The 24,922-nt window shown below is 40.0% G+C and carries 20 protein-coding genes, 5 tRNA genes and 3 pseudogenes; 11 read left to right on the top strand and 17 right to left on the bottom strand.

Going from position 1 to position 24,922, the window contains the following annotated elements:
- The first annotated feature begins 43 nt into the window (after positions 1-43).
- The 7 genes and pseudogenes from ACRWP9_RS11275 to ACRWP9_RS11305 form a co-directional block, all read left to right on the top strand.
- Positions 44-1,660 carry a methyl-accepting chemotaxis protein gene (locus ACRWP9_RS11275; protein WP_434926099.1) on the top strand — a complete coding sequence of 539 codons (1,617 nt, stop codon included), beginning with the start codon at positions 44-46 and terminating at the stop codon, positions 1,658-1,660.
- A gap of 9 nt (positions 1,661-1,669) precedes the next feature.
- Positions 1,670-2,206 (top strand): chemotaxis protein CheW, encoded by a 537-nt coding sequence (locus ACRWP9_RS11280; RefSeq protein ID WP_434926100.1) that lies wholly within the window; start codon positions 1,670-1,672, stop codon positions 2,204-2,206.
- Between the two features lie 97 nt (positions 2,207-2,303).
- Positions 2,304-2,663, top strand: a complete 360-nt coding sequence (locus ACRWP9_RS11285; RefSeq protein WP_434926101.1) for a hypothetical protein — start codon at positions 2,304-2,306, stop codon at positions 2,661-2,663.
- On the top strand, positions 2,582-3,103 hold the full coding sequence (locus ACRWP9_RS11290) for a CheR family methyltransferase (protein WP_434929036.1): 522 nt from the start codon (positions 2,582-2,584) through the stop codon (positions 3,101-3,103). The genes ACRWP9_RS11285 and ACRWP9_RS11290 overlap by 82 nt, the downstream gene beginning before the upstream one ends.
- Positions 3,100-3,612 carry a chemoreceptor glutamine deamidase CheD gene (gene cheD / locus ACRWP9_RS11295; protein ID WP_434926102.1) on the top strand — a complete coding sequence of 171 codons (513 nt, stop codon included), beginning with the start codon at positions 3,100-3,102 and terminating at the stop codon, positions 3,610-3,612. The genes ACRWP9_RS11290 and cheD overlap by 4 nt, the downstream gene beginning before the upstream one ends.
- A gap of 14 nt (positions 3,613-3,626) precedes the next feature.
- Positions 3,627-4,687: pseudogene (locus ACRWP9_RS11300) on the top strand (protein-glutamate methylesterase/protein-glutamine glutaminase).
- A 108-nt stretch (positions 4,688-4,795) separates the two neighbouring features.
- Positions 4,796-5,757: pseudogene (locus ACRWP9_RS11305) on the top strand (TonB-dependent receptor domain-containing protein); the annotation flags it as partial.
- 129 nt (positions 5,758-5,886) lie between these two features.
- On the opposite strand, the gene gloA reads toward ACRWP9_RS11305, so the two are convergent.
- The gene (gloA, locus tag ACRWP9_RS11310) at positions 5,887-6,297 is read right to left on the bottom strand and encodes a lactoylglutathione lyase (RefSeq protein ID WP_434926103.1); all 411 of its coding nucleotides are present in this window, start codon (positions 6,295-6,297) and stop codon (positions 5,887-5,889) included.
- Positions 6,298-6,700: 403 nt separating this feature from the next.
- A pseudogene (locus ACRWP9_RS11315) lies at positions 6,701-6,955 on the bottom strand (endonuclease III); the annotation flags it as partial.
- Positions 6,956-7,073: 118 nt separating this feature from the next.
- Here ACRWP9_RS11315 and ACRWP9_RS11320 point away from each other — a divergent pair.
- Positions 7,074-8,465, top strand: a complete 1,392-nt coding sequence (locus tag ACRWP9_RS11320) for an alpha-amylase family glycosyl hydrolase (RefSeq protein WP_124014715.1) — start codon at positions 7,074-7,076, stop codon at positions 8,463-8,465.
- A gap of 110 nt (positions 8,466-8,575) precedes the next feature.
- On the opposite strand, the gene nth is transcribed toward ACRWP9_RS11320, so the two are convergent.
- The 13 genes from nth to ACRWP9_RS11385 form a co-directional block, all read right to left on the bottom strand.
- Positions 8,576-9,208, bottom strand: coding sequence for an endonuclease III (nth, locus tag ACRWP9_RS11325; protein ID WP_434926104.1), 633 nt, complete (start codon positions 9,206-9,208; stop codon positions 8,576-8,578).
- A gap of 8 nt (positions 9,209-9,216) precedes the next feature.
- A complete protein-coding gene (locus ACRWP9_RS11330) occupies positions 9,217-9,912 on the bottom strand; it encodes an electron transport complex subunit E (protein ID WP_434926105.1) in 696 nt (231 codons plus the stop codon).
- On the bottom strand, positions 9,905-10,534 hold the full coding sequence (rsxG, locus tag ACRWP9_RS11335) for an electron transport complex subunit RsxG (RefSeq protein ID WP_434929037.1): 630 nt from the start codon (positions 10,532-10,534) through the stop codon (positions 9,905-9,907). The genes ACRWP9_RS11330 and rsxG overlap by 8 nt, the downstream gene beginning before the upstream one ends.
- A gap of 24 nt (positions 10,535-10,558) precedes the next feature.
- Complete coding sequence (gene rsxD, locus ACRWP9_RS11340; RefSeq protein ID WP_434926106.1) at positions 10,559-11,611, bottom strand: electron transport complex subunit RsxD; 1,053 nt, start codon at positions 11,609-11,611, stop codon at positions 10,559-10,561.
- Between the two features lie 2 nt (positions 11,612-11,613).
- On the bottom strand, positions 11,614-13,959 hold the full coding sequence (gene rsxC / locus ACRWP9_RS11345) for an electron transport complex subunit RsxC (RefSeq protein ID WP_434926107.1): 2,346 nt from the start codon (positions 13,957-13,959) through the stop codon (positions 11,614-11,616).
- Complete coding sequence (gene rsxB, locus ACRWP9_RS11350; RefSeq protein WP_434929039.1) at positions 13,959-14,531, bottom strand: electron transport complex subunit RsxB; 573 nt, start codon at positions 14,529-14,531, stop codon at positions 13,959-13,961. The genes rsxC and rsxB overlap by 1 nt, the downstream gene beginning before the upstream one ends.
- Before the next feature lie 2 nt (positions 14,532-14,533).
- A complete protein-coding gene (gene rsxA, locus ACRWP9_RS11355) occupies positions 14,534-15,112 on the bottom strand; it encodes an electron transport complex subunit RsxA (RefSeq protein WP_235084718.1) in 579 nt (192 codons plus the stop codon).
- Between the two features lie 146 nt (positions 15,113-15,258).
- A complete protein-coding gene (locus tag ACRWP9_RS11360; RefSeq protein ID WP_434926108.1) occupies positions 15,259-17,157 on the bottom strand; it encodes an EAL domain-containing protein in 1,899 nt (632 codons plus the stop codon).
- A gap of 247 nt (positions 17,158-17,404) precedes the next feature.
- Positions 17,405-17,480: transfer RNA gene (locus ACRWP9_RS11365), tRNA-Asn, on the bottom strand.
- Positions 17,481-17,516: 36 nt separating this feature from the next.
- Positions 17,517-17,592 (bottom strand) — tRNA-Asn (locus ACRWP9_RS11370).
- 20 nt (positions 17,593-17,612) lie between these two features.
- A tRNA-Asn gene (locus tag ACRWP9_RS11375) sits at positions 17,613-17,688 on the bottom strand.
- A 21-nt stretch (positions 17,689-17,709) separates the two neighbouring features.
- Positions 17,710-17,785 (bottom strand) — tRNA-Asn (locus ACRWP9_RS11380).
- 32 nt (positions 17,786-17,817) lie between these two features.
- Positions 17,818-17,893 (bottom strand) — tRNA-Asn (locus tag ACRWP9_RS11385).
- Positions 17,894-18,913: 1,020 nt separating this feature from the next.
- Here ACRWP9_RS11385 and uvrB point away from each other — a divergent pair.
- Complete coding sequence (gene uvrB / locus ACRWP9_RS11390; RefSeq protein ID WP_434926109.1) at positions 18,914-20,932, top strand: excinuclease ABC subunit UvrB; 2,019 nt, start codon at positions 18,914-18,916, stop codon at positions 20,930-20,932.
- A 78-nt stretch (positions 20,933-21,010) separates the two neighbouring features.
- Here uvrB and asnS read toward each other — a convergent pair whose 3' ends face one another.
- Positions 21,011-22,411 (bottom strand): asparagine--tRNA ligase, encoded by a 1,401-nt coding sequence (gene asnS, locus ACRWP9_RS11395; RefSeq protein WP_434926110.1) that lies wholly within the window; start codon positions 22,409-22,411, stop codon positions 21,011-21,013.
- 237 nt (positions 22,412-22,648) lie between these two features.
- On the opposite strand from asnS, the gene ACRWP9_RS11400 reads away from it, so the two are divergent.
- Complete coding sequence (locus ACRWP9_RS11400) at positions 22,649-22,984, top strand: hypothetical protein (RefSeq protein ID WP_226409919.1); 336 nt, start codon at positions 22,649-22,651, stop codon at positions 22,982-22,984.
- Here ACRWP9_RS11400 and ACRWP9_RS11405 read toward each other — a convergent pair.
- A complete protein-coding gene (locus ACRWP9_RS11405) occupies positions 22,977-23,567 on the bottom strand; it encodes a CoA pyrophosphatase (RefSeq protein ID WP_434926111.1) in 591 nt (196 codons plus the stop codon). The two genes, ACRWP9_RS11400 and ACRWP9_RS11405, sit on opposite strands and share 8 nt — an antisense overlap.
- A gap of 154 nt (positions 23,568-23,721) precedes the next feature.
- On the opposite strand from ACRWP9_RS11405, the gene ACRWP9_RS11410 reads away from it, so the two are divergent.
- Entirely contained in the window at positions 23,722-24,657 is a 936-nt protein-coding gene (locus tag ACRWP9_RS11410; protein ID WP_434926112.1) for a DMT family transporter, read from the top strand.
- Positions 24,658-24,922 lie beyond the last annotated feature (265 nt).

Here is a 24,922-nt window from a genome sequence, read left to right on the forward strand (position 1 = left end):
TTTCGAATTTCTTAACGAAAGGAATAAATGGATGTTTAATAATATGAAACTAAGTATGCGTCTTGGTCTTACCTTTGCGCTGCTAATCGTCTTAATGTTAGTCATTATCGGGATTGGCTTAAAAGAGCTTTCAACTGTTAATAGTATCACCTATCGGATCGTCACCGATGATTGGCGTAAAACAGTTTTGGCCAATGACTTAATAGATTTGGCGAATAGCAATGCAAAAAGCCGTTTAGAACTATTAATAAATGACGATCCAGGCGATCAAAAATCACTGCATGAAAGACTAGAAAGCAATAAGATTGATATAGACCAAAAAACCGCCGAACTTGATGCAATGATTAAATTGTCCGATGGAAAGGCTAAAATGGCAGCACTTAAAGAGATGAGGGTTAATTTTCAAACAGAGTTTAATCAAATCAATGATCTGATTAACAAGGGGTTAAAAGAAGAGGCTATCAAAGTGATGATCGATGATGCCATGCCTATTCTTAATGCTTATTTAGCAGCAGCTGCAGAATTGGTTAGTTTTCAAGGCTCTGTGCTAGAAGGTTCAGCCGAAGTCTCTCAGCAGAGCTATGAAGATGGTATTTGGGCAATGGGGATTGCGGGGTTACTCGCTTTCGTTGTCGCCATAGTAGGCGCGATTGCAGTGACTAAATCCATTACCCGTCAACTTGGTGGTGAGCCTAGTTACGTTACTCAGGTCGTCAGTTTAATCGCTAATGGAGACTTACAAGTTAAAGTTGACGTTAAAGCAAATGACACCTCAAGTATGCTGTTTGCTGTTAATACAATGGTAACCAAGCTTTCAGAAATCATTACTAGCATTCGCGCATCAGCCGATAATCTCTCTAGTGCCTCTGAACAGGTTTCTGCAACGGCTCAGAGCATGAGTCAAGGGGCAAGTGAGCAAGCGGCAAGTGTGGAAGAAACTTCTGCTTCAATAGAGCAAATGTCCGCATCAATCAGTCAAAATACCGAAAATGCCAAGGTTACTGATGGTATGTCATCTAAGGCGGCTAAAGAAGCTGACGAAGGTGGAATAGCGGTACAGCAAACAGTAACTGCCATGAAATCAATAGCCGATAAAATCAGTATTATCGATGATATCGCCTATCAGACTAATCTATTAGCGCTTAATGCCGCTATTGAGGCTGCCAGGGCCGGTGAGCATGGTAAAGGTTTTGCCGTTGTTGCCGCTGAAGTTCGCAAACTCGCTGAGCGCAGCCAAGTAGCTGCCCAAGAAATTGGCGGCGTGGCGGCAAATAGTGTCGGGTTGGCTGAAAAAGCGGGTAAGCTTCTGGATGAGATTGTACCTTCTATCAAGAAAACAGCGGATCTTGTCCAAGAGATCAGCGCCGCTTCTGAAGAACAATCTTCCGGAGCCGCGCAAATTAACACGGCAATGGAACAGCTCAGTCAAATTACTCAGCAAAGCGCTTCTGCATCTGAAGAGCTTGCCGCCACCGCTGAGGAAATGAGTAGTCAAGCTGAATTACTGCAGGACGTTATTAGCTTCTTTAAGGTTGAAATTTCCCGCTCAACTCAAATGAATAGCAAGAGAACAAATCATCAAGGTCAAGCAGATAAATCAAGAACCAGGACCAAAGATCGTTCTGCTGCCACTAGCGAACATGACTTTGTACGCTTTTAGGAGGTAATAATGAATTTTCCCAGTAAGCTGGCCAGTTCTATTGATAATAATATTGAAGATGATTGGCAATATTTGACCTTTAATTTAAAAGAAGCCATGTATGCAATTGGTATTTTACATATAAAGGAAATTCTAGAGTACAGTAATGTTACACCTGTTCCTATGATGCCAAATTTCATCAAAGGTGTGATAAACCTAAGAGGTTCTGTGGTTCCAGTAGTGGATTTAGCTGCTCGCTTTGGGGCAGAACAAAGCAATATTGTAAAACGGACTTGCATTGTCATAATCGAAGTACTGAATGAAGATGTAATGCAAGTTATTGGTGTAATGGTTGATGCTGTTTCTGAAGTGATTGAAATAAGTAACAAAGATATAGAACCTGCACCAGCCTTTGGCGCACAAATAAGGGCAGATTTTATTCAAGGAATGGGTAAGATAAATGGTAAGTTTGTGATTATCTTACAGGTAGATAAGGTCCTGTCCGTCCAAGAAATGACTATGGTAAGCACCTTAGTTCAAGATCAATTGCCTAATAACAAACAGTGAGCTGAACAAAAAACACTGTAAATCAAGGCTTTATTCCTACGCTTTCAAAACCTAACAGGTGTGGGAATATTTTTGAACTGCTGTTTTGAGGATAAGTATGGATATTTTAAACCTCAGTGATAAAGAGTTCTGCTTATTTCAACGAATGATTTATGAAATAGCTGGTATTAATTTATCTGAAAATAAAAAAGCTCTTGTCAGCAGCCGGCTTGCTAAAAGGGTTAAACATTTTGGATTAAATAGTTATACGCAATATTTTGAGTTACTGCAGAGTAAATCTCATAACGAATATCAAATAGCCATAGACTTACTGACGACCCATGAGACTTTTTCTTTCGCGAGCCCAAACACTTCGACTTTATTCGAGATATCATTATCCCAACTTGGAATAGTGTTCATTACAGAGTCTGGAGCGCAGCAAGTTCATCCGGTGAGGAAGCTTATACTCTGGCAATGATACTGGCAGAACATGCTGGTAGTAAAAATTGGGAAATCTTGGGTACAGATATCAGTACTCAAATATTAGATAGAGCCAGAAGCGGGCATTACGCTATTGAAAAAGCAGATAATATTCCAAAAAACTATCTGACTAAGTATTGCCTCAAGGGAACAGGGCAGCAGCAAGGCACGTTCATCGTGTGTCCTGAGCTGAGGCAAAAAGTGCAATTTATACATGCCAATTTAAAAGATAACCTTGGTCAACTTGGTAGTTTTGATGTGATCTTTCTTCGCAACGTACTCATTTACTTTGATATGAAAACAAAGCAACAAGTTGTTAATCAATTACTAAGACAACTAAAACCCAATGGATACTTTATAGTTGGCCATTCTGAGAGTCTCAATGGTGTTGTGGATAACCTGAAAGTCATTGTTCCTTCTGTGTATCAAAAACGATGAATACTGTATTGCCAAACACTGATTTTAAGAGCATAACCTTGCAACCAGGTGAGTTTCACTTTAACCAAGGAAAGGTAAAAATTAATACCTTGCTGGGTTCCTGTGTTGCCATCACTTTATGGCATCCTGAAAAACATTTAGGTGGAATGTGCCACTATATGTTGCCTTGCTGTGGCACCTCTAAAAGACTCGATGTTGGTTTCTTTGCCGATGGAGCTATTTCACTGTTTTTAAAGGAAATAAGAAAATATAAAACCTTACCTCAAGATTATCATGTCAAACTATTTGGTGGCAGTAACATGCTTCATCAGCTCAATATTAATCATCATTTTCTTAACGTTGCTGAAAAAAATATAGATGCGGGATTAACGTTATTGGCATCGCATGGCTTTAATATTCAAAACATGGATTTAGGAGGCTTGGTTCACAGACAAGTCTATCTAGAATTATGGAATGGTGATGTATGGGTAAAATACGGTGAACTCGACCTTACTAGAGAAGCGCTATGACAAAAATCAAAGTAATGATAGTCGATGATTCGGCCATCGTCAGACAGGTATTGCAAAGTGTATTGAATAAAGACCCTGGCATTGAGGTCATTAGTGCTGTTGCTGACCCTTTATTTGCCATGAATAGAATGGCAATTCAGTGGCCTGATGTCATTGTTTTAGATATAGAGATGCCGCGGATGGATGGCGTCACTTTCCTAAAAAAAATCATGGCAGAACGGCCAACTCCAGTTGTGATTTGCTCAACATTAACAGACAAAGGTGCTGAAACAACTATGCAGGCTTTGTCTGCTGGTGCCGTTAGCATAGTGACAAAGCCAAAAATAGGTTTAAAAGATTTTATCCAAGATGCCGCGAGTGATATTACAAACGCAGTTAAAGCCGCAGCAAAAGCAAATATGAGCAATATTCGCATGCCTAAGGCTACGGTCTCTGTAAGAGTAAAAAATAGTGTAGAAAGCTTAATACCTTGCGGGGCATCGGCTATGTCTAAAACGACCGAACATGTGGTCGCCATTGGTACATCCACAGGTGGCACTCAAGCTTTAGAGTACCTTCTAAAAGCTTTACCATCTAATTGTCCTGGCATAGTGATTGTTCAACATATGCCTGAAAAGTTTACCGCATCTTTTGCTGAGCGACTTAATAATATTTGCGATATACGTGTAAGTGAAGCCCGTAACAATGATCGTGTTTTACCTGGCCATGCACTTATTGCTCCGGGGGAAAACACATGTTGCTTAAACGTAATGGCGCACAGTACATAGTGGAAGTTATTGATGGCCCTTTAGTGAATCGTCATAAGCCTTCGGTAGACGTACTTTTTAGATCGACCGCTAAATGTGCTGGCAAGAATGCGGTAGGATTTATTCTAACCGGCATGGGCGATGATGGTGCAAGAGGACTAAAAGATATGCTGGATGCTGGCGCGCCTACGGTGGCTCAAGATGAAAAATCTTGTGTAGTATTTGGCATGCCAAAAGAAGCAATCGCCTTAGGGGCTGCAAGCAAAGTATTGTCGCTAAATCAAATTCCGCAAGAAATTATGCGCTATGCGCATTTAAAAGATGAATAGTAAAATGGTTAAAATCAGTTTTAGAATATAATAGTTACACCTAAAGTTAGATAATTATGCTGTAAACTTAAAGATAATTCGAAAGAGAGTTGATTTTTTTCATTATTCAATATCAATTTAATACTTCATTTCACATTACCGGTGAGTGCACTGTTTACCGATAAATTTACTGGTGAATTTGCGCTACGTTATGATAATTATTCAACTTTTGGTAAAGCGACAACTTGGAAAGTGGGTTTAACCTATGAAGCCACTGATTACCTAACTGATCCGTTAGGTCATGAGCAGGACCCGCAAATTCTGGTTCGTTATACTTCTGATGATGATTTGCAAGCAGAAGAATCTGAATCATTAACCGCTGGTGTTGTGTATTCACCGAGTGCAATTGACGGCTTATCGTTAACATTAGATTACTGTAGCTTCAAAGTGACTAATGCGATTACACGTCTAGATGTGCAATCAGGCATTAATGCATGTTTAGTCGGTAACGACAGTACTGCTTGTGAAACCTTTGGCATTGACCCAGCGGCAGGAGCGGCTAAGTTTGATAACTTAATAAGCTCACTGACTAACGTGGGTTCGCAAGATACTTCAGGTATCGACTTTAACTTAGCATATACCTTTGAAGGCTTAGGTTTAGACTGGAAGATCAGTAACGATACTACTTACTTGCTGAACTTTGAGCAAGATAACGAAGATACACGGGCACAATTGACGGCAATTTTGGCGCCTATGCAAAAGTGCGTAATAACTTCAGTATTCAAGCGTCTCAAGGTGATTGGAGTGTGATGTATTTTAATCGCTATATTGGGTCAATGGACGACCACTATACTGATTATGATGAAAATGGTAATCCAATCGCTGCGCTAGCTAAAGCTTATTCAGTGCTATACAACAATATCTCTAGTACATATCATATCAACAATGATATGACGGTCATTGCAGGTGTTAAAAACTTAACTGATGAAGAACCGTCAAGTGTAACAAATGGTTCAGATGGTGGCACTGTACCTGAAGTTTATGATGTTATTGGACGTCAGTATTATGCTGGTTTCTCAATGAAGTTCTAAGCCAAATAAGAACTTAAATTAAAATCTGAGTTAGCGCTAGCAAGGAATTGCGCTAAGACAGCAAAGTGATAAATAGAAGCCAGCGTAAGCTGGCTTTTTTTCACTAGTAAACTGTGTGGGACTACAGCATTATCCTAATGCGGCCGTTGCTGAACTCTTTTGAATTAATTCAATTTTGTATCCATCAGGATCTTCTACAAAAGCGATCTGCGTTTTACCGCCAGCAACGGGTCCAGGTGCGCGAGTAATTTTACCACCTGCTGCGGCAATGGCTGCACAACGGGCATAGATATCTTCTTCACCTATTGCTAAATGACCAAATCCAGTACCTAAATCATATTGTTCAACACCCCAGTTATAGGTCAGTTCAATAACAGCCTGTCCGGTAGACTCTTCGCCAAAGCCGACAAATGCTAGGGTATATTTATACTCAGCATTTTCAGATTTTCTGAGCAATTTCATTCCCATTACATCAGTATAAAAAGCGATACTGCGATCTAAGTTGCCCACACGGATCATGGTGTGTAAAAGTTGTGACATGTTAATCGTCCTTTCAAAACAGGTATAGAGAGTAAATCAGAATAATATCAAGAGTAACGGGTGTATAATAGGCCAGAGTGTCAGATCTGGTCGGTAAACCTAGATATTCGCTTGAGTATTATTTTACAGGCATGCGATAAAGCACAAAATATTTGCTTTACATCACAATTGTGTTGTTTCTCTCTATGAAATTATTTCTATCGCGTTATTATTTGATCATAATATATGGGAGGGTTAAACATGACAACTGAACTTAAAATGGCTTTAGGTACTACAGTGGTAATTGCAATTTGTTTCAGTGCTTTCTTCGTATCACTTTTTTAAGAGCACAATAGTTCATTAATGCTAAGTAATAAAAAAGCCGCATTAGCGGCTTTTTTGATCCCAACTTAATCATAAACGCTTATTCATTGGGGTAAACCTTTTCTTTAAACTCGCACAAGTCTTCGATAATACAAGAACCACAACGTGGTTTTCGCGCCAGACATGTATAACGACCATGTAAAATAAACCAGTGATGAACATCGACTTTAAATTCACTCGGCACCACTTTTAGCATGTTAAGCTCGACTTGATCGACATTTTTTCCAGGGGCAAATTTAGTTCTGTTTGCCATTCTAAAAATATGAGTATCCACAGCTATGGTAGGCCAGCCAAAAGGTAATTATGCTAGACAGGCGCAAAGGTTTGCATTCGTATTCATGTTAATGGACTGTTTAAAATAATGTCGCTACATCGTATATTCTTTGAACTTAATCGTTTAAGGTGTTCCACAAATGAAAAAACTTACGCTCATATTACTGCTTTTAGGGCTGTGTGCTTGTACTAATATAAGTAAAAAAACTAAGACAACGAATATTTCCTCAAATTATGTTCCGCAAGAATATGTGAAGTTAACGCATCCTCAGTGGAGTAAGAATGCAAGTTTTTATCAAATTAATACGCGACAGTTCACGCCTGAAGGAACATTTGCAGCCGCTGAGCATCAACTACCACGATTAAAAGAACTTGGCGTCGATATTCTTTGGTTAATGCCGATTCATCCGATTGGCGAAGAAAACAGAAAAGGGTCGCTGGGTAGCCCTTATTCAGTAAAAGATTACTACGGTGTTAACCCTGAGTTTGGTACTTTAGATGACTTAAAAAGCTTTGTTAATGCTGCTCACGAATTAGGTATGTACGTTATTTTAGATTGGGTCGCGAATCATAGTGCCTGGGATAATGAATTAAGGCATAAGCACCCAAATTGGTATACAAAAAATTCGCAAGGCAATTTTCAACCTACGCCTTGGTGGGATTGGTCAGACATAATAGACTTTGATTATAACGTACCAGAAATGCGTGAATACATGACTGATGCAATGAAGTATTGGGTCAAAGAAGCGAACATTGATGGTTATCGATGTGATGTAGCAGGTTTTGTTCCTCTAGATTTTTGGGAAAACGTTAGGTCAGAGCTAGACGCGATCAAGCCTGTTTTTATGTTAGCTGAATGGGAGATGCGGGATTTACATGCTAAAGCTTTTGATGCTACTTATGCATGGTCTTGGCAGGAAGCTATTCATGATATTTTAAGTGGTCACGCTGATCTAAATAGGTTGTTTGTATACTATTCATGGAATGAGGGAGCTTACCCAAAAAATAGCTACCGGATGACGTATGTTTCAAATCACGATGCTAATTCGTGGGAAGGTACCGTATTTGAACGTTATGGTAGTGAAGAAAAAGTAGCGACAGCTATTGTATTGTCTATTGTCGGTGAAGGTATGCCATTAATTTATAATGGACTTGAAGCTGGGAATAATAAGCGGCTTGAGTTTTTCGAAAAAGATCCTATTAAATGGAAAGAGCATGAGTTTAAGCCATTGATTCAGAAGCTCTTAGCTTTACAGAAACAAAATAGTGCGTTATGGCATGGCAAGTATGGCGCGAGAATGGAACGTATTTATAATACTAACCCGACTGAAGTGTTTAGTTTTATACGCGAAAATACCAAAGATAAAGTGTTTGTTGTGATTAATTTTTCTGATAAAGAGCAAGATATTCAATTTATGGGGCCACAAACAGCTGGAGTATATACAGAGCTATTTAGCAAACAAAAGGCAACGCTTACTGAAGACACAAGCCTTAAGTTGGCGCCTTGGGAGTATAGAGTTTATGTTCAGTAATAATTAAAGGTTAAGCGGCTATTTAAGGTTTTCAAATTAAGATAATCATGCGAGTAGCACATATTTAAGTTATTCGCATGATCATCAATATATTTCAATTAAAAATTAGCTTACTCAGTCTTATCTTTAAACTCGCACAAGTCTTCGATAATACAAGAACCACAACGTGGTTTTCGCGCCAGACATGTATAACGACCATGTAAAATAAACCAGTGATGAACATCGACTTTAAATTCACTCGGCACCACTTTTAGCATGTTAAGCTCGACTTGATCGACATTTTTTCCAGGGGCAAATTTAGTTCTGTTTGCCATTCTAAAAATATGAGTATCCACAGCTATGGTAGGCCAGCCAAATGCGGTATTGAGTACAACATTAGCGGTTTTGCGCCCAACACCAGGCAAGGCTTCTAATGCTTCTCTATTCTCGGGTACTTGACCACCATGAAGGTCAATTAGCATTTTACAGGCGTTCACCACATTAATGGCTTTATTGTTATACAGGCCAATCGTTTTAATATAGTTCTTTAGACCATCGACACCTAAGTCGTAAATAGCTTGTGGAGTATTGGCAACAGGAAATAGCTTGTCGGTGGCTTTATTTACGCTGACATCGGTAGCTTGTGCCGAGAGTGTAACAGCGACTAACAATTCAAAGGGCGAACTGAAATTAAGCTCTGTTTCTGGCTTAGGGTTGTTATCTCTTAATCGGGTTAGGATTTGTGCACGCTTATCTTTATTCATCAGTTGTGCTAGCTCACTTTAGTAATTCTTACGCGGGCTACAGCCTCTGTTTGCACCTTAGGCTGACGTTGTCTTATCGCATCATCAATCCAATTTTTAAGTGCAATTAATAAACCCATTGCAATGAAAGCACCGGGTGGTAGTAGTGCTAACAGGAAGGCATTATCAACTTGCCAAAGATGTATGGTTAATGATTTAGCCCAATCACCTAATAATAAATCCGCGCCGTAAAATAGGGTTCCTTGACCAATAATTTCACGTGTTGCGCCCAAAACTATTAACACAGTAGTAAATCCTAACCCCATCATTAAGCCATCAAATGCCGAGTGGGCGAGGGAGTTACGAGATGCAAATGCTTCAGCACGGCCAATAATGACGCAGTTGGTCACTATCAATGGTAAAAATATCCCAAGGGATAAATATAAGCCGTAGGCATAAGCGTTAACCAGTAATTGAACACAGGTGACGAGTGCGGCAATGATCATCACAAAAACCGGTATGCGGATTTCTTTAGGCACAAGATCACGAACTAAAGACACTAAAATGTTGGAACCTACCAATACTAATAAAGTTGCAAGGCCTAAACCCAACGCATTTGTGACTGTCGCGGTAACCGCTAATAACGGACATAAACCGAGTAGCTGGACTAATCCGGGGTTGTTTGACCATAAGCCTTGCTTGGCAATTTCTTGATACTTACTCATGTGTTTCTGTTTCTCCACAAGGTCGTCCACCTAGGTACAAATCTTTGCGATTAGCCTCAACAAAGGCGACCGCATTGCGAATGGCTTTAACATATGCTCTTGGGGTGATTGTGGCGCCAGTGAATTGATCAAATTGGCCGCCATCTTTTTTTACAAACCAGGATTTATCTTCTTGTTCCCAAATTTTATCAGTAAATTCAGTTACCCAATCGGATTTTCTTAACTCAATTTTATCCCCTAAACCGGGAGTTTCTTGATGGGTGAGGGTACGAACTCCAAGTACTCTATTATCGTTGTCGATACCAATAATAATCTTAATCGCGCCGTTGTAGCCGTCTGGGGCAATTGCTTCTATAGCTATTGCTGTCGGCTGCTGTTGTTTCATAGCGATATAAGCGGGTAAGTCATCAGATGTGCCGAGTAAATCAGGGGAGTTAACCCAAATGCACTGTGAAACTAGCTCATTATCATGATATTGAGCAGGGATCACTTGGGTTAATGTTTGACTTAACTGAGCGACTTGTTGTTGGTGAATGGTATCTTTGGTTAAGCCATTGACCACGGCAACTAAACCGGTACAACACAGTGCAAATACACCGAGGATTGTGCCGTTTTTAAGCATCGAATTATCTTTTAATGACACAGATTAACTCCCTGAGCGATGACCATAAGTTCTTGGTCGAACATAGTGGTCGATAAATGGAGCACACATGTTGGCTAGCAAAACAGCAAATGCAACCGCATCAGGATAGCCGCCATAAGTTCTGATAACATAAATCAGTATACCTATCATGGCGCCAAAAATGAGTCTTCCTCTTGCACTGGTTGCTGCAGTGACTGGGTCGGTGGCAATAAAGAAAACGGCCAACATGGTACCACCGGAAAATAAGTGCATTATTGGGCTGACATGGGTATCTGGATTAAGTAAAAAACCAAAACTGGAACACACAAACAAAGCGACTAAGATTCCAGTACTAATGTGCCAGCGGATCACGTTGAGCTTTAACATGATTAATCCGCCTATTAAAAAGGCAAGATTGACGGCAAACCAGCCAGCGCCCACCATTCCAGAAAATATCGGTTTAGTTAAGCTTTCGGTAGTGGTTAGCCCCATAGATAAATCTGTTTTAAGGGTGTCTAACGGCGTGGCCATAGTGGTGCCATCAATAGCAAGATTATGGTTTATAGCAACCCATTCTGACGATGAGCCTATAACCGCGTGCCATGCAGAGGATAAGTAAACCGAATGTTGTGCTACAGACACAGGAGATACCCAATCAGTCATTTGCACAGGAAAAGAAATTAACAACAAAACATAGCCAGCCATAGCAGGATTGAAAAGATTATTTCCCAGCCCACCGTATAAATTTTTAACAATAACAATAGCGAAAAGTGTACCAATAACGATAATCCACCAAGGGGCTAGCGGGGGAATTGCAATTGCCAGTAAAAGGGCTGTTACCAGTGCACTATTGTCTGCTAGTGTGGGGACTATAGGACGATTACGCAGGCGTAATATAACAGCCTCTGCCACATAAGCGGTTATGACAGCCAGCACGATTTGTAATAAAGTCCCAAAGCCGAAAAAATACAGCTGTGCAGCAATCCCAGGTATTAGGCATAAAGCAACGCGTTGCATAACTTTAGCCGTTTGCAGTGTGGTGGCTACATGGGGTGATGAGGCAATTTTAAATGCCATGTTTAATCCTCTTTCTCTGCTTGTTGAGCGAGCTTTTTAGCTTTTGCCTTAGCAATTGCTGCGGCAATTTTTGCTTGTTTATCTTGTACTGTATGTTCGGCTACACTGTCTTTTGTTAATGTAATATTAGTTGTACTTTTGCCTACTGGCGCTTCTTCCGTTAGGGCTACTGATGTCATTTTTTTCGCTTTTGCTTTTGCAATTGCGGCAGCAACTCGGGCTTTTTTAAGTTCATCCGGACTTTGGCTTATATCATTTGTTGGTTCTGTCAAGATTGGCTGATGTTCTGCTGACGCAGCTAATTCTGCACTTTTATCAAGTTGGTCAGCTATTGTGTTGTCAGCCACTACTGACTGTAATTTCTTAGCTTTTGCTTTAACAATTGCCGCAGCCACTCTAGCTTGTTTATCTGCATCTTGTGCTGACACATGAGGTTGCTCAGCGACGTCAGCTATCAGATCGTTAAGTTCGTCACTATTCGCTTGTTCAGTGCTAACGATTTCAGCTTGTTGTGTCTGCAATGCCTTTTTGGCTTTGGCACGTGCAACAGCGGCCGCAGCTCTTTCTTGTTGCGATAAGGCTGCTTTAACTGGTTCAGTATTATTAGCATGTGTCGAATCAAGTACGACTCTATCAGTCGCTGGAGTATCGCTATTTTGCACTTGGGCGGCTTTCTTTGCCTTCGCTCTTTGAATTGCTGCGCTGACAGCGGACTTTTTGTCAGAGGTGTTATTAACATCGTTACTGGGTTGTTGACTAACTTGTGTGTTAGGCGTTAATTCTGTCACCATGACATTATCATCTTGCGTGGCAGATGCTTTTTTAGCGGCAATACGTGCCATAGCAGCGGCAACAGCATCTTTGTCAGTAGTTTTCATACTTGCTTGTCGTTTTGCTGCCGCGTCTTTGGCTTTGGCTTCGCGTGCTAGCTTTTCATCTTCCAAACGTTGTAGTCGTGCTTCAAATCGCACTTTGGCTTTATCAGCTTGCACTTTTTCTTCAGCCACAATTTTAAGTGCTGATTTCGCAATACGATAATATTCAACTAACGGTATATTACTTGGGCACACATAACTACAGCAGCCACATTCAATACAATCTTGTAAGTTAAAACTAGCGGCTTTGTCATATTCTTCTGCCTTTGCGTGCCAAAATAATTGTTGTGGTAATAATAGTGCAGGACAAGCAATAGCGCATTCACCACAGCGAATACAGGCTTTCTCTACACTGTCAGGAGCTATTTCAGCAGCAGATGGCGCTAAAATACAGTTAGTCCCTTTAAGAATAGGTACATTGGTATTTTGAATAGCGTAGCCCATCATTGGGCCGCCAATAATGACTTTTTGATTTTGTTCGATGCTAAAATTAACTTGATCAAGTACGGTTGAAATCGGCGTGCCGATGGGCAGCCAATAATTCCCCGGGCGGTGAATATTGTTACCGGTTAATGTGACTACTCGTTCAACCAAAGGCTTGCCGTGAATGACAGCATCTTGAATGGCGAATGCGGTACCGACGTTTTGGACCACTATCCCTAATTGAGAAGGTAGACAACCACTAGGGACTTCTTTGCCAGTTATAATTTGAATAAGTTGTTTTTCGCCCCCAGAAGGGTATTTAGTTGGTATTACGGTTACTCTGGTACTGTTTGGAGGCAACTGACTGTGGCTGATAGCAACTTTCATTGCTTCAACCGCTTCTGGCTTATTATCTTCAATAGCGATAATAATCCGTTGCGGCTTAATCACGCGGTAAATAATCTCTATACCTGCCAATATCTCATTACTGTAATCACGCATTAAGCGATCATCTGATGTGATATAAGGCTCGCATTCAATACCATTGATAATCACAAGATCAATTTTACTGGCGGTATTGAGCTTAATATGAGTAGGAAAGGTCGCACCGCCCATACCCGCAATCCCAGCTTGTTTAATTCTAGCGATTATTTCATCATTACTAACGGATAAAATATCCGAGGGTGCTAACTCGCACCAGGTATCTAAACCATCTGCTTCAATGATACAGCTCATTACGGGCAAACCCGATGCATGATTACTTGCAACAGGTTCAATACCCATAATCATGCCTGAAGTGGGAGCGTGTACTGGCAAGTAGATAAACCCACTCCCTTCAGTTAACACTTGACCTTTTAACACAGATTGGCCTAACTCGACAATTAATCGAGCTTGATCACCCACCTGAGGTACAGGCACAATGAATTGTTTCGCTAATGGCAGTCGAGCTATCGGTTGTTGATTAGAAAGGTGTTTAAGCTCAGGTGGATGTATGCCACCAGGAGATTGCCACAGTGAGCCTTTATCTAATTGTTCTAATAAAGTTAACACTATATTTCCTCTCGAGTTTCAGACAACACAGTAATAGGAATGGTATTGAGCTTCCAGTCCCAATTTTTAAGGGTTGTTTCAACAGGGATCATATCAATACAATCTACCGGGCAAGGCTCAACACACAAGTCACAGCCAGTACAATCTTTGGCAATAACGGTATGCATTAGCTTACCAGCGCCTAAAATAGCATCTACTGGGCATGCCTGAATGCATTTGGTACAACCAATACATTCATCTTCCCGAATGTAAGCGACTTTTTTAACCGACTCTTGGGCTTCAGCATTCAGTGGTTCTGGATCAACTCCCATTAACTCAGCGAGCTTTTCCATTGTGGCTGTACCACCAGGAGGGCATTTATTGACTTTATCACCATTAGCAATGGCTTCTGCGTATGGCCTACAACCTGGATATCCACATTGACCACATTGAGTTTGCGGTAGTAATGCTTCAACTTGATCGATTATCGGATCGCCTTCAACTTTGAATCTATCTGCAGCAAAGCCTAATATAACGCCAAAAACAATGGCCACTATCGTTAAGACAGCTACTGCAATAAAAATGCTTGTCATCATTACTTAACCAGCCCTGCAAAGCCCATAAAGGCAAGTGACATAAGGCCTGCGGTAATCATTGCTATCGCGCCGCCTTTAAATGGCAAGGGGACATCTGCCGCCGCAAGGCGCTCACGCATCGCAGAAAACAAAATCAGCACCAAAGAAAAACCAACCGCGGCGCCAAATCCGTAAACAGCGGATTGGATAAAGTTATGGTCTTCATTAACGTTGAGCAAGGCTACGCCTAACACTGCACAGTTAGTCGTAATAAGAGGTAGATAAATTCCTAGCGCACGATGTAAAGTGGCACTGGTTTTTTGAACTAACATTTCAGTGAATTGAACAACCACAGCGATCACCAAAATAAAGCTCATGGTACGTAAGTAGGATAAGTCGAATGGTTGTAGTAGAAACTCGTTAGTTAAATAGCTAAGAATTGAGGCTAAAGTAAGTACAAAGGTGGTAGCCATAGACATACCCACAGCCGATGCCAGTTTACTGGATACACCCATAAACGGACATAAACCTAAAAATTTAACTAATACAAAGTTGTTGACCAGTACGGTACCAATCAATAAGAGGAGATACTCTGTCATTGCTGCACATTTTCTAATAAAACATCTGGGTATTATCTAAGGTTTAGCACTGATAAACAACGGATAAAAAACAAGGTTAACGAGATAATCATTAACCTTGGTAAAAAATGTTCATTTTGCTTGCCAGAAAATGAATTAATAGCCTATTAATCAGTGTTGATAACGCTATCTGGTTTGGCAATATAGTATCCTTGCAGGCCATCGACTAATAACTTCTCTAGGGTTAGCTTTTCATCTTGACGTTCAACCCCTGTCGCTAAAACCAAAATATTAAGACGCTTTGCTATATCGACAATCATTCGAACAAAAAATTTATTGTTATTGTCTGATTCAATCGAATTACTGTAGCTATTATCCAATTTAATGTAATCAGGGCGAACCTCTCTGAAAAACTTAAACGAGGTAAAACCTAAACCAAATCGCTCAACAGCAACTTTTGCACCTACTTTATGTATTTCTGATACAAAATTAAAACTTGCCGCTAAATTAGTTTGCATACCAGACTCATTGACCTCGAAAACTAATCTAGATGCTTCTGTACGATGGTGAGTTAATACCTCTTTTAACCAGTAAACAAAAACTGCTTGCAAGGCTGATGTTGCACTGATGTTAACACCCAACATACCTGTTAGTAATGGATTTTCTTTCATCAATTGTAAGGTACTGGTGATAATCATTTTATCTAGCTCAATACTCAGGCCATATCGCTCTGACATCGCAATAACTGATGCTGTAGGTAAATGTTTACCCTCAGCATTGTAAAATCTTGCGAGTAATTCACGGTACAAATCATTATCGGTATTACAGGGTAAAATGGGTTGTTGGAAAAACTTTATTCCCCTACGATTAATAATATCGTTGATGGTGATTTTCCAATGTTCATCTCCAAATGTTTCATTACCGTCAAACTTCTCTAAATAGTGATAACGATTGGGTCCTAAGGTTTGCGCAATACTGACCGCTGAATCTATCATGGCGAGTAAAGTGGTTGGATCATTGTCTGACAGATAGGGTACGACTCCTATGTGAGCAACTGAATCTTGTTGAGTACTTTGAGTATAGTCATCGAGTTGTTGTTTAAGTTTTTCGATGTAATTAATGCTTTCTTTAATAGAAACACCATCCAAAAAAACCGCAAAATCGCTACTTGAGATTCTAAAATGTTCTGGTTTTGCCTGTCTTGGGGCTGCATTACGTATACAGTCTGATAATTTTGCTAAATAATTATCGCCAGCAATCCGTCCATATAATTGATTCAAATTGGTTAATTCAGATGCTTTGACGACAACTAAAGTACCAAAAAGATTTTTTTGTGACTGTGTTATTTTTTCTAAATATGCGTTGAATCTATGACGGGTTGAGAAACCAGTAATTGGGTCTTGATAGGCCTCTTTTGTGAGTTTTTCATTATCAATTCTAATGATCTCTAAACTTTCTTTTAGTTTGGAACGGCACTTTTCTAATGCATTACCCAGAGGTTTTAATACGCCCCTAAGGCGTGACATTTCCACCGCCTGAAAAGAAAGTGTTGAAATGTTATCAATATATTGTGCCGCATACTTGATTCGACGTTTATGCACTAAAATGAGTATGGTGAATAACAGCATCAGAATCACGTAGGCCAAAATTAATAGCTGAGTGACTTGTTCAAGTTTGTACAGACTGGTTTCTATTGCTGCAATAGGGTTCAGTTTCACTTGCATACGGCCATCAGGAAAAGTAAAGCTATATCCAAGGTCGATATTAAATACGGTATCTGCAAACGATTGGTCTGTTTTTGCTAGCGAACCATAAGTAAAGTTATGGATGCTATCGGAGTTATGCACATATTGGAAAAACTGGAAGTCATAGTCTCTGCTGAATGTCTTAAATAAATCATCACCATTTCCAGTCCAATAACTGTATTTCTCAATATATTCGGCGAAATGTTGTCGTGCAGCATCGCCTTGTATTCTGACCTGGTTGTTTTCAATGGTATAAATTCGATAAAAGAGCAAGCCGAAGACGATTAACAGTACCAGATGAAAGGATTTTGATAAGCCCATAACATATCCATTTTATAAAAGTTATCCTTTATTAACTAACACTAAAGGCAGAGCAATATTTAAACAAGTTAAGCTTTTGAGTTTTCTTGTAAGCCCTATAAACGGGGTCATTAAAAGGATGTGAAGGATAACAGGATTATACAGCTGAAAACATTAGCCTGAATAGACTATATTTTAGCAGTTATATAAATATTTGCTTAATACTAATAGGGGGGTGAATAACAAGTTTTAATAAGAAATTGAAGTATGGCTCCCCAGACTGGACTCGAACCAGTGACATACGGATTAACAGTCCGCCGTTCTACCAACTGAACTACTGGGGAATTGAGGATACTTATTTTGATTGCTATTATTTTTGATGGCTCCCCAGACTGGACTCGAACCAGTGACATACGGATTAACAGTCCGCCGTTCTACCAACTGAACTACTGGGGAATTGATCAAATACTTTTAAGTGGCTCCCCAGACTGGACTCGAACCAGTGACATACGGATTAACAGTCCGCCGTTCTACCAACTGAACTACTGGGGAATACTTAAGTGCGATATTATATGGCTCCCCAGACTGGACTTGAACCAGTGACATACGGATTAACAGTCCGCCGTTCTACCGACTGAACTACTGGGGAATTATATAATATTATCCTAACAATTTTACTAATGGCTCCCCAGACTGGACTTGAACCAGTGACATACGGATTAACAGTCCGCCGTTCTACCGACTGAACTACTGGGGAATCGTTTTAGCAATGTATTGCTGAGAACGGAGCGCATAGTAAAACGCCTAGTAGCATGAGTCAACTCGAGTTATAAAAAAAAGTGCAATTAACTTGTTAACTGCTCATGTAATGTGCATCGTGCACGACTTTTCAGCACTTATTGTCAAATTTGGTAGTTTTTAGTGGGTAGCAATTATCAGCTGATAACAATATTTTATCTAATATGGTGATACTTCACTCAAGTAAATGAAGTAATTGCATTTTTAGTTGTGTTAGAGAAATCGCATCAATTTTTTATTAGTTCTGTAAAATCAACAATTAGGTTAATAGCACTACTTAGCCAACATTTTTTGTGAGTATATAAGTACACAGTAATTTTCTAATGCAAGACTTTAGATTATATTGAATTTGAAGTAGCAACTATTTTTGGGGAAAGCTCCTTTGTTAGTATGCTTGATTTGGTTTAGGCATGTTATTGGACAATGCAAAAAGAAAGGGACAATGCTGTTGTGTTCATGGCAAGGTGAGATTAGCTTTCAAATGTAATAAACTTTCATCAAGCCAAGATGACACTTTAATGAATTGACCATAACGTCAACCCCGCACCCTGACTGAGGTTGTATGAGTTATCCACTAAATCTGTGGATAAGCTTGTGGGTTACTCTGTTTTGTTGCCTGCAAACGCTGATTAAGCCTCAGTTCAACTTAAAATGGTAGATTTATTTAGCAAGTGATTAAGTAACTGTTTTCTATACAGTAAAAAAATGCAACATGTTTCTTTACCACGACATATTCACTGTTGCAAAAATGTAATCAGTTTCAAACAAGCATTGTGCATTAAATTGCAGTTTTCACTGCGGTTTAGCTTAGTAATTGAGCTGTTTACTGGCAAATTAGATCCTGTTTAATTATTTCATCATTTGATCGTTAAATCGTTATACATTAATTTTTTCGTTTACAACGCCATAAAATATTATCTAGGGTTAATGGCTATTTTTTATTATGATAATGGCGACATTTAATCATTAGAGAACCTGCGTGCCAGAAAAGATTTTTCGTTTAGCCTCTCAATATACCCCGGCAGGTGATCAGCCAACCGCAATCGCGCAATTGGTCGAAGGGATACGCAATGGTATTGCGAGTCAAACCTTGCTAGGTGTTACAGGATCGGGGAAAACCTATACCATTGCCAATGTTATTGAGACTATGGGACGTCCAACGATTATTATGGCGCCTAATAAAACCCTTGCAGCTCAGCTTTATGGTGAGATGAAAGAGTTTTTCCCCGATAACGCGGTTGAATATTTTGTATCTTACTATGATTATTACCAGCCTGAAGCTTATGTCCCCGCGTCAAACACCTTTATTGAAAAAGATGCATCGGTCAATGCTCATATCGAACAAATGCGACTATCAGCGACTAAAGCACTTTTAGAGCGTAAAGATGTGGTATTGATTGCCTCTGTTTCAGCCATTTATGGTTTAGGCGATCCAGATTCTTACTTGAAAATGCTATTACATCTGCGCCAAGGCGATTTTATGGGGCAGCGTGACATATTGATCAGGCTAAGTGAATTGCAGTACAAGCGTAATGATATTGAACTTCAGCGTGGTACATACCGGGTTCGTGGTGAAGTGATTGACATATTTCCTGCTGATTCTGAAAGAGATGCAATTCGAATTGAGCTGTTTGACGACGAAATAGAACGATTAAGTGAGTTTGACCCGTTAACCGGACACATTATTAAGCGTATTGTTAGAACGACTATTTATCCTAAAACCCATTATGTGACTCCGAAATCAAAGATTTTGGCCGCAACTGAATTCATCAAAGAAGAACTGCGCGAGAGACGAGAATATTTACTCGAGAACAACAAGTTAATTGAGGCTCAGCGGATCACTGAGCGAGTGCAGTACGATGTTGAAATGATGGTGGAGCTTGGATATTGCTCTGGCATTGAAAATTATTCACGCTACCTATCTGGTAGGGCTCCAGGAGAAGGGCCGCCAACACTATTGGATTATTTACCTGCAGACGGTTTGCTTATCATCGATGAGTCCCATGTCACCGTGCCACAAATTGGCGCTATGTATAAGGGTGACCGAAGCCGGAAAACTAATTTAGTCGACTATGGGTTTCGACTGCCTTCGGCATTAGATAACCGACCATTAAAATTTGAAGAATTTGAAAACTTGATGCCACAAACCATTTTTGTGTCAGCTACCCCAAGTCAATATGAGTTGGATAAAAGTGAAGGTGAAATTGCCGAACAGGTTGTTAGGCCAACGGGTTTACTTGATCCTGTTATTGAAGTCAGGCCTGTTGGAATACAAGTTGATGATTTATTGTCTGAAATTCATAAAAGAGTCGCGGTTAATGAACGTATTTTAGTGACCACGTTAACCAAAAAAATGAGTGAAGACTTAACTGATTATTTAGATGAACATGGGGTTAAAGTTCGCTATTTACACTCAGACATTGACACTGTCGAGCGGATGGAAATCATTCGTGATCTTCGCTTAGGACATTTTGATGTACTTGTTGGGATTAACTTATTACGCGAAGGCCTAGATTTACCTGAAGTCTCCTTAGTATGCATTTTAGATGCGGATAAAGAAGGTTTTTTACGTTCAGAGCGCTCATTGATCCAAACCATCGGTCGGGCCGCCCGCAATATTAACGGTAAAGTGATCTTATATGCAGACAGGATCACTAACTCAATGGCTAAAGCGATGGGAGAGACGGATAGACGCCGTGAGAAGCAGCGACTGCATAATGAAATAAATGGGATTACCCCAAGAGGTGTGGTTAAAAATATCACAGATGTGATGGATATGGGGGACAGTAAGCAAGGCAAGCGAGCAAATAAAAACACTCTATATGATAAAGTGGCTGAGCCTCATACTCAATATTCCAGCATTGCAGATTTGAGCCATCAAATTGATCGACTTGAAAAACAGATGCATGAACATGCAAAAAATCTCGAGTTTGAACAGGCCGCCGCCGTTCGTGATGAGGTTAAGCAATTAAGAGATCAATTAATTTTAACATCTTAGCATTATCAAACTGAGCTAATTAAATTCAAAACATAAAAAAACGCGCTATAACAGCGCGTTTTTTATGACTAATAAGTGTTAGAAACTTGCTGAACGTGGTGCGCGAGGAAATGGGATAACATCACGAATGTTGTTAACACCAGTCACATATGACACTAAACGCTCAAAGCCTAAACCAAAACCTGCATGGGGTACTGTGCCATAACGGCGTAAGTCACGATACCACCAGTAATCCTCTTGGCTTAACTCCATTTCAGCTAAGCGAGCATCAAGTACGTCTAAACGCTCTTCACGTTGTGCTCCACCAATGATCTCACCAATTCCTGGTGCTAATACGTCCATTGCGGCAACTGTCTTACCGTCATCGTTTAAGCGCATGTAAAAAGCTTTAATGTCTTTAGGGTAGTTTTTCACGACAACTGGCGCTTTAAAGTGTTCTTCAGCTAAATAACGCTCGTGTTCAGACTGTAAATCGATACCCCATTCCACATCGAACTCAAACTGTTTACCGCAGTTTTTAAGAATTTCAACCGCATCGGTGTAATCGACTTGGGCGAAATCACTGTTAACAAATGACTGTAAACGTTCAATAACGGTTTTATCAACTCGCTCATTAAAGAAATTCAAGTCGTCCATGCGCTCTTCAAGTACAGCTTTAAATGCAAATTTAAGCATCTTTTCAGCTAGTTCAGCAGCATCATCTAAGGTCGCAAATGCTACTTCAGGTTCAACCATCCAGAATTCGGCAAGGTGGCGAGTAGTGTTTGAGTTTTCTGCACGAAAAGTTGGGCCAAAGGTATACACTTTAGACAGTGCACAAGCATAAGTTTCAGCATTTAGTTGACCTGATACGGTTAAGAATGATTCTTTACCGAAAAAATCTTTATCGTAATCAACTTTACCCTCAGCTGTGCGAGGTAGATTTTCCATGTCTAATGTCGACACGCGGAACATCTCCCCGGCGCCTTCACAATCAGATGCGGTAATTAGCGGGGTAGAGACCCAGATAAAGCCTTCTTCATTGTAGAAACGATGGATAGCTTGGGATAAACAGTTACGTACTCGCGCCACTGCACCAATAATATTGGTACGTGGACGTAGATGTGCAAGCTCACGTAAATGCTCAATCGAGTGACGTTTAGCAGACATTGGGTAAGTATCAGGGTCATCAACAAAACCTGTGACTAATAGCTCAGATACTTGTAATTCAAATGCTTGGCCCGCACCCGGAGAGGCTACCACTTCACCGGTCATGACGACAGAACAGCCAGCAGTCAATTTCAATACATCGTCATTGTAATTGGCTAGGCTGTTTGGCACGACGCCTTGAATTGGGTCAAAACATGAGCCGTCATACACGGCCAAGAAAGAGATACCCGCTTTTGAATCGCGACGAGTTCTCACCCAGCCACGTACAGTGACTTGCGAACCAACGACGTGTTCACCTTTAAATACAGAAGCGACAGATGCAATGCTCATTGTTGCTTTATTCTCCAACATTAAAATAGTAAGTAATTTTGCCTTTATCTTACCTTTATGGTGGCTTTTCTCAAGCTGAAAACGCTATTCTAGGGATATTATTGTGATAGTGTTAATTCACAGGTTTAAATACTAGCTGAAATTAACGTATATTTCTGTTTGTCGCTGAATATGAGTTATTTAGCTTCTCAGATTTAGTTTGAATTAATGGTTTTTTAAAGTCGCTAAGGAAATAGCATGTCGCGGTTAGGTGTATTACAAGTCATATTAACCATATTATCTTTGTTAGGGTGGAGTTTGGCCATCTATGCATTACTTATTTACGGTGAGGCAAGACCTGATCGTGCGGTAGGTTATTTCTTATCACAAGGTGTTGAGGTTCGTTTTGATTGGGATGCCGCTTTAACGGTAAAATTAGAATATATTATTTGGTGGTGTGCGGGGGTAAGTTTACTCAACCTGCTAGTTAACTTTTACGCAAAAACGACTACTCGAATGGGAGTCTGGTTTAATATTCCCTTGTTATTATTAGTGTCCCTATCTGCTGGTTTATATATTCGCTTTGTTATTTGATTAAGCCATAGTTGTCAATATGTCGACACAATAGGTCAATCATCGCAGCCGTCACGCCCCAAATAAATTTATCCTCAAACGGCATATAGTGCACTTCATAGCACTTGCCTTTGCGCCAGTGTTGGCCTAAATGACGATTACTCGTTTGTTTAAAGTAATTAAGTGGCACCCTAAAGCAGCTGGCTACTTCACCAGGATCAATTGTTAGCTCAAAAGGTTGTTTGATAATGCCAACAATTGGCGTGATTTCAAATCCGGTGAATGTTTTGTGCGGTGGAAATGAGCCAATCACATCGACGTTGGTTTTTAGCAAACCAATCTCTTCTTGTGCTTCACGAAGTGCAGTATCAATTGCATTACGATCACTTTGCTCAAATTTTCCGCCTGGAAAACTTATTTGACCAGGATGGTGACGAAGATGCATCGCGCGTTTAGTTAAGATGAGATATAGCTCACCGCCAATCTGCTGAATAGGGATAAGCACAGCGGCTTCTCTGCCAGGATAATGTGCTGGTGCAGAGGTAATGTTATTGGCTGAAAGAGCTTGCAGTTGAAAGCGTATCAAAAATTCATTTAATTGCATGGTGAGTGATTAATTCCGATGAAGCTTATCAATAAAATGGCTTAGCAAACTTGTTAATAATTAGGCTAACCTAGCTCGCGTAGATTAAAAAGCTTTATCTGTTTTTTATGTTAGAAGGATAAATTAGCAGGCTATCTTGTAGTCAGTTAACAACTTGAGTAATCTTGTTTTCTTTTTTTCCGGTGAAATAACTGTGATTGCTAATTTATTATTATTGTTAACAGCAGCTGTTTGGGGCTTTGGATTTGTTGCGCAATCTTTGGGGATGGATCATTTAGCGCCCTTTATGTTCAATAGTTTACGATTTTTTATTGGTGCTCTGAGTTTATTGCCATTGATCTGGTATTTTGCCAATAAAAAAACCTTACTAGTTGGCCAAAAGAAATCACTTTTGATAGCGTCAATTAGTGCTGGCTCAGTATTGTTTATTGCCGCGTCATTGCAACAAGTGGGGTTACAGTATACATCCGCGGCTAATGCTGGATTTATCACAGGGTTATATATCGTAATAGTGCCAGTGCTTGGACTTATTCTTAAACATCAAACCGGTGTTAATACATGGATTGGCTGTGCAATTGCTGTGGTGGGATTATATTTTTTAAGCATCAAAGACGATATGAGTATCGGCTATGGTGACTTATTGCAATTAATTGGCGCTGTATTTTGGGCGATACATATCCTGATCATCGACCACTTTGCCAAAAAACACTCACCGATATTATTGTCGCATTTACAATTTATTTTCTGTGGCTTATTAAGTATTACGGTCTCTATGATGATTGAAACGACTGTGGTTGCTAATATTGGATTAGCCTGGGCCGCACTAGCGTATTCAGGGATTATTTCAGTGGGCGTGGGTTATACTTTACAAGTTGTCGCACAAAAAAATGCCCATCCAGCGCATGTTGCCATTATTCTCAGTTTAGAGACTGTGTTTGCAGCAATTGGTGGCATTGTTATTCTGGGTGAAACCTTAGATGCTAGGGCAATACTCGGGTGTGGATTAATGCTGATGGGCATTTTAGTCTCACAAATACCATTACGCTATTTTGTCAAATCTTGGGGTCAACAAAAACACCCTACAGTATAAGCAGATTGAGCTTTAGTTAACCTCAACTCGGGTTAAGAGATGGGCTCAATAAGCTGAATTCAACAGATTTAGCTTATTTTGTAGCAAACTTGCTATTTGTTTTGAAAACAAGGCGCATTAACACGTCAATAGCTGGCCTATTGCACGTTAATGAAACGCAGTTAGCAAGACAAAGGGCTGTTTGGTAAGCGTTTATTATCCCGAGCTGAGGTTAGCCATATTTATCCTATTTTCTAGGTCGCTGAGTGTTGTAATCAACATTGCG

The sequence above is a fragment of the Shewanella sp. HL-SH2 genome (assembly GCF_051164935.1).
In the GTDB taxonomy this organism is placed as follows: domain Bacteria; phylum Pseudomonadota; class Gammaproteobacteria; order Enterobacterales; family Shewanellaceae; genus Shewanella; species Shewanella glacialimarina.